The organism is Blastococcus haudaquaticus (assembly GCF_900230285.1).
Lineage (GTDB): Bacteria > Actinomycetota > Actinomycetes > Mycobacteriales > Geodermatophilaceae > Blastococcus_B > Blastococcus_B haudaquaticus.
This window is the reverse complement of the sequence record NZ_OCNK01000003.1, coordinates 250,479-263,309: the sequence shown is the minus strand read 5'-3', so window position 1 is coordinate 263,309 and position 12,831 is coordinate 250,479. Positions and strand designations below refer to the sequence as shown.

At 74.6% G+C, this 12,831-nt stretch carries 12 protein-coding genes; 8 read left to right on the top strand and 4 right to left on the bottom strand.

All coding sequences use genetic code 11. The features are described from left to right. The first annotated feature begins 2 nt into the window (after positions 1-2). Complete coding sequence (locus CRP30_RS12610) at positions 3-533, top strand: CGNR zinc finger domain-containing protein (RefSeq protein WP_097184333.1); 531 nt, start codon at positions 3-5, stop codon at positions 531-533. 63 nt (positions 534-596) lie between these two features. After that, complete coding sequence (locus CRP30_RS12605; protein ID WP_097184332.1) at positions 597-2,033, top strand: bifunctional phosphatase PAP2/diacylglycerol kinase family protein; 1,437 nt, start codon at positions 597-599, stop codon at positions 2,031-2,033. A gap of 28 nt (positions 2,034-2,061) precedes the next feature. Here the strand turns inward: CRP30_RS12605 and CRP30_RS12600 are convergent, their stop codons facing one another. Continuing rightward, entirely contained in the window at positions 2,062-3,201 is a 1,140-nt protein-coding gene (locus CRP30_RS12600; protein WP_097184331.1) for an acyltransferase family protein, read from the bottom strand. A gap of 197 nt (positions 3,202-3,398) precedes the next feature. On the opposite strand from CRP30_RS12600, the gene CRP30_RS12595 reads away from it, so the two are divergent. The 6 genes from CRP30_RS12595 to murJ all read left to right on the top strand — a co-directional run bounded on the left by CRP30_RS12595 (position 3,399) and on the right by murJ (position 9,206). Then, complete coding sequence (locus CRP30_RS12595) at positions 3,399-3,947, top strand: DoxX family protein (protein ID WP_097184330.1); 549 nt, start codon at positions 3,399-3,401, stop codon at positions 3,945-3,947. Positions 3,948-3,957: 10 nt separating this feature from the next. Beyond that, complete coding sequence (locus tag CRP30_RS12590; RefSeq protein WP_097184942.1) at positions 3,958-5,007, top strand: PHP domain-containing protein; 1,050 nt, start codon at positions 3,958-3,960, stop codon at positions 5,005-5,007. A gap of 96 nt (positions 5,008-5,103) precedes the next feature. Beyond that, positions 5,104-5,844, top strand: a complete 741-nt coding sequence (locus CRP30_RS12585; protein WP_200814729.1) for a polysaccharide deacetylase family protein — start codon at positions 5,104-5,106, stop codon at positions 5,842-5,844. After that, complete coding sequence (locus CRP30_RS12580) at positions 5,841-7,016, top strand: glycosyltransferase (RefSeq protein WP_097184329.1); 1,176 nt, start codon at positions 5,841-5,843, stop codon at positions 7,014-7,016. The genes CRP30_RS12585 and CRP30_RS12580 overlap by 4 nt, the downstream gene beginning before the upstream one ends. 11 nt (positions 7,017-7,027) lie before the next feature. Next, positions 7,028-7,456, top strand: coding sequence for a VanZ family protein (locus CRP30_RS12575; RefSeq protein WP_097184328.1), 429 nt, complete (start codon positions 7,028-7,030; stop codon positions 7,454-7,456). A 139-nt stretch (positions 7,457-7,595) separates the two neighbouring features. Beyond that, entirely contained in the window at positions 7,596-9,206 is a 1,611-nt protein-coding gene (gene murJ / locus CRP30_RS12570) for a murein biosynthesis integral membrane protein MurJ (protein ID WP_097184327.1), read from the top strand. 87 nt (positions 9,207-9,293) lie between these two features. On the opposite strand, the gene CRP30_RS12565 is transcribed toward murJ, so the two are convergent. From CRP30_RS12565 to CRP30_RS12555, 3 genes are read right to left on the bottom strand one after another with little or no spacing between them, the layout of a single operon-like run. Beyond that, positions 9,294-10,430 (bottom strand): GNAT family N-acetyltransferase, encoded by a 1,137-nt coding sequence (locus tag CRP30_RS12565; protein WP_097184326.1) that lies wholly within the window; start codon positions 10,428-10,430, stop codon positions 9,294-9,296. Continuing rightward, on the bottom strand, positions 10,427-11,566 hold the full coding sequence (locus tag CRP30_RS12560; RefSeq protein ID WP_097184325.1) for a GNAT family N-acetyltransferase: 1,140 nt from the start codon (positions 11,564-11,566) through the stop codon (positions 10,427-10,429). Before CRP30_RS12560 ends, CRP30_RS12565 begins: the two co-directional genes overlap by 4 nt. Next, the gene (locus CRP30_RS12555) at positions 11,559-12,800 is read right to left on the bottom strand and encodes a GNAT family N-acetyltransferase (RefSeq protein WP_159961726.1); all 1,242 of its coding nucleotides are present in this window, start codon (positions 12,798-12,800) and stop codon (positions 11,559-11,561) included. Before CRP30_RS12555 ends, CRP30_RS12560 begins: the two co-directional genes overlap by 8 nt. Positions 12,801-12,831: the final 31 nt, after the last annotated feature.

Below are 12,831 nucleotides of genomic sequence, written 5' to 3'. Positions count from 1 at the left end.
ACATGGATTACGACACCTACGGGTCGACGGCGGTCGAGCTGGCCATCGAACTGGCCAACGCCGACCGCAGCGACCCGGAGTGGGCGCGCCGGTTCCTCGCCTCCCACGACGACTGGTTCACGCCCGGGACGCCGCTGGAGCTGTCGCCCGGCGAGACGCACAAGGCCGGCGCCACCGCCGAGATCGTCCGCGCCGTCGCGCTGGCGGAGACGCAGGACGACGTCCTCGCCCGGCTCAACCAGCTGCTGGCCATCGCCCGGCCCCGGCCCTACGCCACCGACCACGACGGGGAGCTGCACCTGCACTACGCGCGCCCGGACGCGCCGGTGCTCGAGCAGCTGACGACGACTGTGGCGATGGGGCTGTCGCAGGTCGTCGTCCAGCACGGCTGGCAGCGGCTGGGCGTCTGCTCGGCGGAGAACTGCGACGACGTCTACGTGGACACCTCGCGCAACGCCAGCCGCCGGTACTGCTCCAACACCTGCGCCAGCCGCTCGACCGTCGCCGCCTACCGCGCCCGCCAGAAGACCTGAAGCCCGGCCCACGGTGATCAGGTGACCTGATCGTCAGGGGCCCCGTCGGCTAGCGTCCGCGGCGTGGCCTCCCCCCGGCAGCTCGACCGACGACTGCACGCCTGGGTCGGCGGTCTGCCCACCACCCCCGCCGACCGCTGGCTGCGCCGGATCTCCACCGCCGCCAACCACGGCCGGCTCTGGCTGCTGATCGCCGCGGTGCTCGGCGCCCGCAAGGGCCCCCTGCGCCGGGGGGCGATCCGGGGCGTCGGGTCGATGCTCTTCTCCAGCGCCGTGGTGAACGTCGTCCTCAAGCGGGTCTTCGGCCGCGTCCGGCCCGACTTCGAGAACCTGCGCACGGATCGCAAGCTCCGCCGCTCCCCCGTCACCCTGTCCTTCCCCAGCGGGCACTCGTCCTCGGCCGCGGCGTTCGCGACCGGCGTGGCCATGGAGAGCCCGCTGGCCGGCGCCGCGGTGGTGCCGCTCGCGCTCGGTGTCGGCTACTCCCGCGTGCACGTCGGCGTGCACTATCCGGGCGACGTCGTCGCCGGGCTCGCGGTGGGCACCGCGGTGGCCGCCGCCACGCAGCACTGGTGGCGGGTGCGCCCGCGGGATCCCGCGCGGGTGCGCGACACCGCCGAGGCCCCGGCCCTGCCCGGGGGTGCCGGCCTGGTCGTGGCGGTGAACCCCCGATCGGGCCCCGACGACTACGACCCGGCCGCCGACATCCGCCGCATCCTGCCGCGCGCGGAGGTGCTCGAGATGACGGAGGACGCCGGGGTCGCCGATCTCCTCGGCGAGGCGGCGTCGTCCGGCCGCGCGAAGGCGCTGGGCGTCGCGGGCGGCGACGGCAGCGTCGCCGCGGCCGCGGCGGTGGCCATCGAGCACGGGCTGCCCCTGGCCGTCATCGCGGCCGGCACGCTCAACCACTTCGCCCGGGACGTCGGGCTGGAGACGCCGCACGACACCGCCGAGGCCGTCGTCTCCGGCCAGGCGGTGAAGGTCGACGTCGCCGACGTCAACGGGACGCCGTTCCTCAACACCTCGAGCATCGGCGCCTACCCCGAGATGGTGCGCCGCCGCGACCACCTGTCTGGCCGCCTCGGGAAGTGGCTGGCACTGACGGTCGCCGTGGCGCAGACGCTGCGGCGGCAGTCACCGGTGGAGCTGGTCGTGAACGGCCGCCCGCTGTCGGTCTGGATCATCTTCGTCGGCAACTGCCTCTACACCCCGCGCGGCCTGTCCCCCGCCTGGCGGCCGCGGCTGGAGGACGGGCTGCTCGACGTCCAGTACCTGCGCGCCGACCTGCGATTCGGCCGGACCCGCGCCGTGCTCGCCACCCTGCTCGGGGTCAGCGAGCACACCGGCAGCTACGGGCACTTCACCGCGACCGAGGTCACCGTCGAGTCCCGCTCGGGGCTGCGCCAGGTGGCCTACGACGGCGAGATGGGCGATCGGTCGGCGGAGTTCCTGTTCAGCAAGCGGGCGCCGCTCACCGTGTACTGCGCCCGCACCGGCTGAACCGCCTTCGAAAGGACCGCGGTCGGGGTCAGCCGGCGGACCGGGCGAGGCGTCGACGCATCCACGCCTGGCTCGGCCGCTCGACCACCAGGTACGCGGCCACCGCGGTCACGGCCATCACCACGCAGTACCCGGCCAGCACCGAGCACCGGACGACGAGCGGTGTGCCGGCGAAGGCCTCGGGTGGAACGAGGTTCTTCAGCACCAGGAGCACGATGGCGTGGGTCATGTAGAGGGCGAACGACACCTGCCCCGCGAAGACCATCGGCCGGGAGGCCAGCCAGGCCGCCACGGGGCCGGACGCGAGGCTGGCGCTCCAGACGACGAGGACCAGGGCCGGCGCGACGACCATCGTGCGGGCGTCCGACCACCATGTGAGCACTCCCACCAGCAGGAACGCCACGGGCAGCAGCCAGGCGTGCAGGCCGCCGCGTCGGCGACTGTGCCGGTGCAGCACGAACAGGAAGCAGCCGGCGAGGAATTCGACCGAGACCCGCACCAACGGGATCCCCTCGCTGTCCGCGGTCGCATCGATCAGCGGAAGGCCCAGCGCGAGCGTGACCAGGACGCCGACCGCCGCGCGGGCGGCGGTCCGCACGCCGAACCGGGCGAAGGCCACGGCGATGAGCGGGAAGAGCAGGTAGGCGAACCACTCGGCGCTGATCGACCACGCGGGGTAGTTCCACGACGTCTCCTCACCGCCCCAGGCGTGGACGAGGAAGACGTTGGCCACGAAGCTGCCCACCCCGAACGCGCTCTCGTCCGACAGCGCGACGTGGATCACCCGGGCCACGACGACGAGCAGCAGCACGGCGAGCAGGGTGGCGAGGTGCAGCGGGTAGATGCGCGCCAGACGCAGGTAGAGGAAGCGCACATACGCCCGGCCGCTCAGGCGCTGGAAACCGTCGAGGTAGTTGTAGGCGATGACGAAGCCGCTGAGGGTGAAGAACAGGTCTACCCCGACGTAGCCGCCCCCGACGAACCAGGCGAGCCGTTCGGAGGCGGGCAAGAGCCCCGGCATCACGTCGGTGGACCGGAGGTGGAAGAGGACCACCCAGACGGCCGCGAGGATGCGCAGTCCCGTGAGCGCGTCGATGGTCGGCCGGGGCGGTTCCGGCAGCCCCGTGGCCGGCGCCACGGGCCACTGCGCGCCGCCGTCCTGACCCATGGGGCGTCACGTTCCCACCCGTGCGGCCCGCTCGCCAGGCCGGGGAGCACGTTTCACCCCGAGGCGGGAGACGCCCGGCGGACGGCTGCCGGACCCGGTCGCTACGGTCAGTCGAGTACCGCCTGGGTTGCCCGGACGATCTTCCGGGCAGTGCACGCCTCGACTCATCACCGGTAACCGAGGGAAAGAGGACAACCATGCTGGTCCGCCGGATCGCCCGGCCATTGCTCGCCGCCCCGTTCATCTACGGCGGCATCAGCACCCTGCGCAAGCCAGAGGACCGCGTACCCGGGGCCGCCCCGGTCGTCGAGAAGATCGCGGAGACGGCCGACAAGCAGCTGCCCGTGCAGGTGCCGCGCGACGTCCAGCAGTGGGTGCAGGCCGATGCCGCCGTCAAGGTGGCCGCGGGCTCGCTGTTCGCACTGGGCAAGATGCCCCGGCTGACCGCCCTGGTCCTGTCGGCGTCCATCGTGCCGACCACGCTGGCCGGGCACCGCTTCTGGGAGCACGACGACCCGACCGAGCAGTTCGGGCAGATCTCGAACTTCCTGAAGAACACCGGCCTCCTCGGCGGGCTGCTGCTGGCCGCCGTCGACACGGAGGGGAAGCCGTCGGTCGGCTACCGCGCCCGCCGCGCCGCCAAGAAGGCCGCGAACAACACCGAGAAGAGCTTCGAGAAGGCCCAGAAGCGTGCCGCCAAGGCACAGCGGAAGTCCGAGAAGCGCATCAAGAAGACCCGGTCCTGAGGGGCCGGCACTGAGCACACCGCTCGAGCCCGCGGCCGCGCTCCGGAGGATCGCCTTCCTTCTGGAGCGCGCCCGCGAGCCCAGTTACCGGGTCGGGGCGTTCCGGACGGCGGCGGCCGTGGTCGACGGCCTCACCGCCGAGCAGCTCGACCTGAAGATCCGGACGAACACGCTCAAGGACCTCAAGGGCGTCGGGCCCAAGACGGCGGCCGTCGTCGTCCAGGCGCACAAGGGCGAGGTGCCCGAGTACCTGACGAAGCTCGAGGACGCCTACGCCGAGCTGGTCCCGCTGGCCGACGACGTCGCGGAGTTCCGGGCCGCGCTGCGCGGTGACCTGCACCTGCACAGCGACTGGTCCGACGGCGGCAGCCCGATCCGGGAGATGGCCGAGGCCGCCATGGCGATCGGCCACGAGTACATGGCGCTGACCGACCACTCCCCCCGGCTGACCGTCGCCAACGGGCTCTCCCCGCAGCGGCTGGAGAAGCAGCTCGACGTCGTCGCAGCACTCAACGAGGAGCTCAGCCCCTTCCGGATCCTCACCGGCATCGAGTGCGACATCAACGTCGACGGCAGCCTCGACCAGACCGACGAGCTGCTCGGCCGGCTCGACGTCGTCGTCGCCAGCGTGCACTCCGAGCTGCGCGCCCCGAGCGCCCAGATGACCGAGCGGATGCTCACCGCCGTGGCCAACCCGCACACCGACGTCCTCGGGCACTGCACCGGACGGCTGGTCATCGGCCGCCGGCAGCGCAACGGCGAGCAGAAGCCCCGGCCGGAGAGCCAGTTCGACGCCGAGGCGGTGTTCGGCGCCTGCGTCGAGTTCGGCACCGCGGTGGAGATCAACTCCCGGCCCGAGCGCCTCGACCCGCCCAAGCGGCTGCTCTCGCTGGCCGTGGACATCGGCTGCGAGTTCGCGATCGACACCGACGCGCACGCCCCCGGCCAGCTGGACTGGCAGTACAACGGGGTCGAGCGCGCGATCGAGTGCGCCGTGCCGGTGGACCGCGTGATCAACACCCGGGACGCCGACGACCTGCTGGCCTGGACCGGCGGCTGAGACCTGCCCCCGACGGGGTGCACTCGCCCCACGCGGTCCTGTTCTGGGCACCCGCCGCACTACGCTGGGTGACGACTTCTCCGGAGAAGGTGGGGCATGGCCGACGATCGTCCGGGCGCTGCACCGCGCCCGCTGCCGACGGTGCTGATGTACCACTCCATCAGCCCGGCGCAGACCGCCGACCCGAACCTGCTCCGGGTGCACCCGGAGCGGCTCGACGCCCAGCTCCGCACACTCCGGCGCCTGGGCCTGACCGGGGTCTCCCTGGCCGAGCTGGTCGACGCCCACGACCGCGGTGAGGGCGCGCGGCTGGTCGGGCTCACGTTCGACGACGGCTACGTGGACTTCCTCGAGCACGCGGTGCCGATCCTGGACCGGCACGGCATGACCGGCACGGTGTACGTCGTCGCGGGGCGGCTGGCCGGGCAGAACGACTGGGACGAGGGCCCGCGGCTGGACCTGCTGTCCGCCGACCAGGTCCGCCAGGTGGCCGCGCTCGGCCACGAGGTGGGCAGCCACTCCTCCACCCACGCCCACCTCGCCGGGCTGGACGCCGGAACGCTGCGGAACGAGGTCGCCGAGAGCCGCCGGGTGCTCGAGGAGGTCCTCGACGCCCCGGTGCGCGGTTTCTGCTACCCCTACGGCGACTTCGACGCCGCCGCGGCGGACGCGGTGCGCGCGGCCGGCTACGACCACGCCTGCGTCACCCGCGACTACTCCGTCGCCGACCGGCACACCCTCCCCCGCTTCTACGTCGGCGACCGCGACACCGGCCCGCGCCTCGCGGCCAAGCTGGCCCGCCACCACATCGTGCGGAGACGGTCAGGGCCGAGGTGAAGGTCCTGCACGTCATCACCGGGCTGGCCGCCGGGGGGGCGGAGAGCCAGCTCCGGCTGCTCCTGCAGCACGCGCGGCACGACGCGGATGTCGTCGCCCTGTACAACGCGGGCTCGGTCGCCGACCAGCTGCGGGCCGACGGCGTTCCGGTGACCGACCTCGGCATGCGCAGCAACACGGAGGTCGGCGCAGTGCTGCGGCTGGCCCGGCTGGTGCGGCGCGGCCGGTACGACGTCGTGCACACGCACCTCTACCGGGCCGGCCTCTACGGGCGGCTGGCCGCGCGCCTGGCCGGGGTGCCGGTCGTGGTGGCCACCGAGCACTCCCTGCTGGACGACCAGCTGGAGGGCCGACCGGCGACCCGGCCCGTCCGGCTGCTGTACCTGGCCGCCGAGCGCCTGGGCAGGCGCACGGTCGCGGTCTCCTCCGCCGTGCGCGCCAACCTCCTGGGCTGGGGCATCGCCGCGGACCGCGTCGTCACGGTGCCCAACGGCCTGGACCTCGACGCCGTGGCCTTCGACGCCGGCCGGCGCGAGCGTGCCCGGTCCGCGCTGGGCCTGGCCGACGGCGCGCAGCTGGTGGGCGCCGTCGGCCGCCTGCACGCCGGCAAGCGATTCGACGAGCTGATCACCGCGCTGGCGCCGTCGCTGGGCCGCGACCGGCAGCTGGTGGTGGTGGGCGAGGGCGCGTCCCGCCCGGAGCTGGCGGCGCTGGCCGAGCGGCTCGGCGTCGCAACCGCGGTACACCTGGTCGGCGAGCAACCGGTCGCCGAGGTGCTGCCGGCGATGGACGTGCTCGTCTCGCCGTCGCACTACGAGACGTTCGGCCTGGCCGTGCTGGAGGGGCTGGCCGCCGGCCTGCCGGTCGTCTACCGGCGCTGCCCGGGCCTCGAGGAGCTGGACGCCGAGGTGGCCGGCGCCGCGCGCATCGGGGTCGGCGACGCGCTCCTCCCCGCGGTGGAAGACGCCCTCGCCCGCGGCGCCGGTGACCGCACCTGCCCGCCCGCCCTGCGCGCCCTGGACATCCGTTCCGTCGCCGCCCGGATCGACGACCTCTACGACGAGCTCCACGACGATCCGGCCGGCCGCGGCGGCCGACCCGGCCGGCGCCGGACCCGGACCGGACCGCGCGTGGGGCAGCGGTCCCAGCCGGCTCGCAGGGAGGACCGCTAGGTTGGCCGGCCATGACACCGCGGTGGGCCCTCCGCGCGCTGGTGCTGTTCGCGGTCCTGGTCGGCGCGAGCACCCTCGGCCCCTCGCCGGCCGAGTTGATCCAACTGGTCACCGAGACGGCGCGCACGGACGCGGGGATCTCGTCCGTGAGCTTCGAGCGCGTGGAGCTCGTGGCCAACGTGCTGCTCTTCGTGCCGATCGGGCTGCTGCTGGCGGCCGCTCTGCCGCGCACCCCGGCATGGCAGGTGTGGGCCCTGTGCTCCGGGGCCTCGCTGCTGGTCGAGGTCGTGCAGACGGTACTGCCCGACCGGCAGCCGACCGTGACCGACGTGCTCGCCAACTCGGCCGGCGCGGCGGTGGGCGTGCTGCTGCTGCGCGCCGTCCGGCGGCGGCGTGCGCAGCGCCCGGGCGGGCCTGCTCCGTGCTCCCCGCACGAGTGAGGCCGGGAACGACGAGCGGGCCTCCCGGTCCGCGGCCCGGCTACCGTGGCCCGGACCGTAGGGGGATGCACCATGCCGGACGCCGACCGGGCGGGCAGCGCGTGACGCCCTGCTCCGTCCTGCCCGCGCGGTGGCGTCCGTGACGGGGCCGGCCCGGGCGGCCGACGAGGCCGCCGTGGCGCCCGAGCGTGCCGACGCGGGCGCGCGGCCGGGCATGACGCACAAGGTCCGGCTGCTCTACACCGCCGGCCTGGTCACCGCCATCGAGATCATCGGTGCCGTCCTCGGCCTGCTGCGCGACGTCCTGCTCGCCCACTACTTCGGGGCCAGCGCGGAGACCGACGCCTTCCTCGTCGCGTGGATGATCCCGGAGACGGCCAGCCCGCTGCTCATGGAGGGTGCGCTCGCCTACCTCCTCGTGCCCCGGCTGGCGCGCGAGCTGGAGTTGCGCGGCACCGTGCAGCGGGTCCTCGACCGCAGCGTGATCCCGCTCGGCCTGCTCCTGGCGGGCCTCACCGCGCTGGTCGCCCTCCTGGCGCCGGGGCTGGTCGCCGTCCTCGCCCCCGGCCTGGCCGAGCCCGAGCTGGCCGTGCGCTGCGTGCGGGCCGCGGCACCGACCATCCTCTTCCTGGGGCTCTCGGGCGTGCTCATGGCCACGCTGCGCGCGCACCAGCGCTTCCTCGTGCCGGCCTGGGTGTACGTCGTCTACAACGTCGGCATCCTCGCCTGCCTGCTCCTGCTGCACGACCGGCTCGGGATCTTCGCCGCGGCCCTCGGGCTCAGCGTCGGGGCCGCCGGCATGGTCGCGCTGCAGCTCGGCCCGTTCCTGCGCCGGGTGCACGTGCGCAACCTCCGTCTGGGGCTGGACCGGGGGCTGCTGCTCGCGGCGGTGGCCTTCCTGCCGGTCGGTCTCTACACGCTGGGCCGGCAGGCGCAGGTCGTGGTCGAGCGGTTCTTCGGCAGCACGCTGGACGCCGGCACGATCTCGCACCTCAACTACGCGACGAAGGTGGCGCAGATCCCGCTGGCCCTCGCCATGGCCATCGCGATGGTGTCCATGCCCTCGCTGGCCAGGCACGCCGCGGGTGGCCGGACCGACGAGCTGCGCGCCGGGGTCGAGCAGACCCTCCGGCTGGCCGTCCTGGTGATCCTCCCGGCGATCGCCGCGCTCGTCGCCTGCGCGCCGCAGGTCATCCAGTTCCTGTTCCTGCGCGGTGAGTTCACCGCCGGCGACGTGGCCGAGACGGCCGTGATCATGCGGGTGTACGCAGTTGGCCTGCTCGGGCAGACGCTGGTCGGCGTCCTCGCCACCTGCTACTGGTCCCGGGCGCAGCGGACGTGGTGGCCGGCCGTGGCGACGGCCAGCGGGCTGGCCGCCACGGTCGGCGTGAGCGTCCTGGCCGTCGGGCCCCTCGGTGCCACCGGACTCGCCCTGGCCAACGCGGTGGGGATCACCGTCGCCGCCGCACTGCTCCTGGTGGGCTTGCGCTCGCGGGTCGTCGCGCTCCCGTACACCCCGCTGCTCGGCCTGCTGGCCCGAGCGACCGTCGCCGGCGGCGCGGCCGGGCTCGCCGCCTGGGCGGTGCTGCGCGGCGTGGGCGACAGCCTCCCGGTGGCGCCGGCGGTGGTCGTCGGCGGGCTCGTCGTGGCCGCCGTGTACGGCGCGACCACGTGGGTGCTGCAGGTGCCCGAGGTGAGGGCCGGCGCGACCGCTCTTGTCCGGCGCACGCGCGGCCGCGCGGCCGACTGACCCCGCAGCCGCCCGCACGCCCGGCCTGGTCCAGCGGCGCAGGGTGTGTCCAGCGGCGCTGGGCCTGCCCAGCAGCGCAGGGCCTGGCTAGCGGCGCAGGGTCTTCAGGGCGCGGTCGCGGATCTCCCGCACCCACGGCGCCCGCGCTTTGACCCACGGGACCGCGCGGCCACGCCCGCGAACAGCGGCCAGGTGGACGACGGCCGGCAGGCTCCTCGGCCGCCCGAGCACGATGCGCTCGTTGCGGACGGCGTCCGGGCGCCACCGGAACTTGTACTCCTCCTCGCCCCGCAGGAGGCTCAGCGTCCCGACGCCGGCCGCCTCGGCCAGCTCGAGGTTGTGCCGCATCATCAGGGTGGCGACGTCGACCGCTTCGCGGAGCGCGGGGTCCACGCCGGCGAGGTAGGCGCCCGCGAGCCGCTGGTCGGCGACGTTGAGGCGCAGTCCCGCCGTCCGACCGTCGTGCAGGTAGCGCACCAGCACCGCACGTCCGTCGCCGGCCATGGCCGAGACGGCGCCGCGGAGGTGCCGGCGGAAGCGGTCCCGTCCGTGCTCGGGGTTCATCCCGCGCCCCGACCACTGGGCGGCATGCAGGGCCAGCAGCTCGTCGACGGCGTCGGCCGCCTCGGCAGGGGCCACGACGACCGCCTCGACCCCGACCTCGTCGATCCGGCGCAGCTTGCGGCGGATGTGCTTGGCGGTCTTGCCGGGCAATCCGGAGAGCAGCTCGGGCAGCGGCAGCACCGGCAGCTCGAGGCACGTGGAGGCGGGGATGACCGCCCGGCCGCCCGCCCAGCGGGCCGCCAGCTCCGACATCACGGACCCGGGCCGGGCCTCGGGGACGTCGAGCGCGTCCCAGCCGTCCAGCGCGAGCAGCGCCCCCACCAGCGCCTCCAGCGCGGCGGTCCTGGACGCGACGTCGTCGGCAAGGAGGACGTCGCCGAAGTCGGAGATCCCGGCGCCCACCGGCCGGAGCAGGCGCACGGGCCCACGGCGCTCGACGACGAGGGCCGCCGCCGCGACCATCCGGTCGCCGTCGTGGACGCGCACGACGCGCAGCCGCCCGGGTGAGCCGTAGGACCGCCACCAGGAGGTCAGCCAGGGATGGGCCTGGAACGGCGTCGAGGTGGCGCACGACGCGACCAGCTCGTCCCAGGCCACCGCCATCGCTTCGAAGGCTGCGTCGTCGGTGACCACGTCGACGCGCAGGGCCGCCGCGCTCACGCCTCGCTCCGCTTCCGCAGGCGGCCTACCGCGGCCCGCCCGCGACCGACTGTCCGGCGGGCACCTCGGACCAGGCCCAGGGTGGCGCCGCCGACCGCACCGTGCAACGGCAGCAGCACGGTGGACAGAGTGCGACGGTCCGGCCAGAGGGAGTTCATCAACGCGTTGTCGGGCAGCGTGCACGAATCACGCCGGTGCGCCTTGCCCCCCTGTCCGTCGATGACGTGGAGCAGCGGCTGCATGCCAGGCACGTAGTCGGCGTAGGCCTCGTCGTAGGCAGCTTTCAGGTGGAAGGCGTCCTCACCGGCGAGCAGGCAGCACTCCATCGCCAGGTCCTTGCCACCCGCCCGCAGCGACAGCAGCTCCAGCCGGCCCTGCGCAGCGAGTCCGGCGCACATCTCGCGGAACCAGTCGGCGTGCTCCGGCCGGCAGGCGAGTGCGCTGCCTGCCCGGCCCTTCCAGCCGGAGGCCTCCAGGCGCAGGAAGTCCTCGACGGCGGACGGGTCGCCGGAGCGGTCGAGGATCGTGCTCACCCCGACCTGCTGGTCCAACTTCTCGCGCGCGGCCCGCACCTGCCGGTACCGGCGCCGCCCGCTCTTGCCCGGCGTCGTGCCGCTGTCGCTCAGGAACACGGCCCGCTGGTACGTCTTCAGCCGCAGCACGGTCCGGCCGCCGCCGGCCAGGGCCTCGTCGAAGGCAGCCGCCACGGGACCGTCGTCGGAGAAGGCGCGGACGCCCAGCATCGCAGCGGGTCGGCGCGCGCTCACCGGCGGCCGGAGCAGGGCCGCCGCCGCGTCGACCGCTCGCGTCCGGTCGAGCAGTGGGGTGCCCAGCGGGCGGTAGGGCAGCGTGGTGGCCTCCCAGGCCGGCAACGGCAGCCAGCGCCCGCCGGGCAGGGGGATGCGCATCGGCCAGCGCACCGGCAGGAGCGCGTCGAGGCGGTCCCCGTCCCAGACGGTGAGCAGGGCTGCGTCCCGCCCGTCGAGATGCCGCATGGCCGGGACGACGACGTCGGGTTCGGCGAAGGGATTGGCCTCGGCGGCGCGGGTGGCGAGATCCCGCCACTGCGCGATCAGGTGCGCGTCGGGGCGCTCCAGGACACGGGTGACATGGCCGGCCGACGGCGACCTAGACATGCCGCAGGGCCTCCTCGACGACGCCGAGTGCGGGGGTGGGGCCCGCGTCGTCCGCGTCGCGGGCGGCGAGCGCCGCCCTCGCTCTCCCCGGCAGTCGCCCCACCCACCGGGCTCCCTCGATGCCCGTGACCGCGACGGTCCCGGTCCGGCCACGCATCGGCACCACGACCGTCGACAGCCGCCGGCGGCTGGGCCACAGCTGGTTGAACAGGGTGTTGTCCGGGACGGTGCAGGAGTCGCGCCAGTCGAACGGCCCGCCGGCGACGGTCTCGACGCAGTGCAGGACCAGGAGCGAGCCGGGGCGGTGATCGCTCAACGACTCGTCGTAGGCGGACTTGAGGTGGAAGGAAGCCGTGCCGACGCTGACGTTGCAGATCATGGCCGCCGACCGCCCGGCCACCTCGAGCGAGAGCACCTCGAGCCGGCCCTGCGCGCGCCATGCGGCGGTAACCTCGCGGAACCAGGTGGCGTGGCTCCCGGCGGCAGCCAGCGCCGTCCCGGCCCGCCCCTTCCAGCCGCTGTCCTCCAGCCGCAGGAAGTCCTCGATGGCGGCCGGGTCCTCCGAGCGGTCGACGACGGCGACCTCGCCGAGCGCCTCGGCCAGATCTGCCCGGTGCCGGCGGAGGCGGTTGTACCGGTTCTTGCGGTTCTTGTTCGGCGTCGGACCGCCCTCGCGCTCGAGCAGCGCCCGCTCGTAGGTCTTGGTGCGCAGTGCCCGCTGCCCCCGGGCGGCGAGCGCCTGGTCGAGCGCCGCAGCGACCGGTCCGTCCTCCCCGAAGTTGCGGATCAGCAGCGCCGGCGCGGGGAAGGAGCGCGGCGGGCGCAGCAGCGCATCGAGCGCCGCGACGGGTTCGTCGGCGTCGACCAAAGGCGTGCCGAGCGGGCGGTAGGGCTGGACCGGCACCTGCGCCAGGGGCAGCGGGAGCCGGCCGCGCGGCCCCAGGGGAGCGACGACCGGCCACACGACCGGCAGCACCGCCAGCAGCCTCGCACCGTCGCCGACGGCGAGGATGCCGGTGCGCCTGCCGTCCCCGAGGTGGCGCAGCGCCGGCGCGACGACCTCCGCCTCGGCGAAGGGGTTCGGCTCGGCAGCCCGCGTTGCGAGGTCCTGCCAGGCCCTGACGAGCGCATCGTCGATGGCGGCGTCGGGAACGAACCGGCAGACCAGCGACCCGACCCCTCGTACCGCGGCCTGGGGCGTGGGCGCCGGGGACGCGGCCTGGGGCGAGATCACGTGCGCAGAGTAGTTGCCGGGCACGGCCGGC

What these genes read in the sequence shown, in the direction of transcription:
- CRP30_RS12610 (WP_097184333.1), top strand. Translation starts at nt 3, where the DNA reads ATGGATTACGACACCTACGGGTCGACGGCGGTCGAGCTGGCCATCGAA.
- CRP30_RS12600 (WP_097184331.1), bottom strand. Translation starts at nt 3,201, where the DNA reads ATGGGTCAGGACGGCGGCGCGCAGTGGCCCGTGGCGCCGGCCACGGGG.
- CRP30_RS12595 (WP_097184330.1), top strand. Translation starts at nt 3,399, where the DNA reads ATGCTGGTCCGCCGGATCGCCCGGCCATTGCTCGCCGCCCCGTTCATC.
- CRP30_RS12585 (WP_200814729.1), top strand. Translation starts at nt 5,104, where the DNA reads ATGGCCGACGATCGTCCGGGCGCTGCACCGCGCCCGCTGCCGACGGTG.
- CRP30_RS12575 (WP_097184328.1), top strand. Translation starts at nt 7,028, where the DNA reads ATGACACCGCGGTGGGCCCTCCGCGCGCTGGTGCTGTTCGCGGTCCTG.
- CRP30_RS12560 (WP_097184325.1), bottom strand. Translation starts at nt 11,566, where the DNA reads ATGTCTAGGTCGCCGTCGGCCGGCCATGTCACCCGTGTCCTGGAGCGC.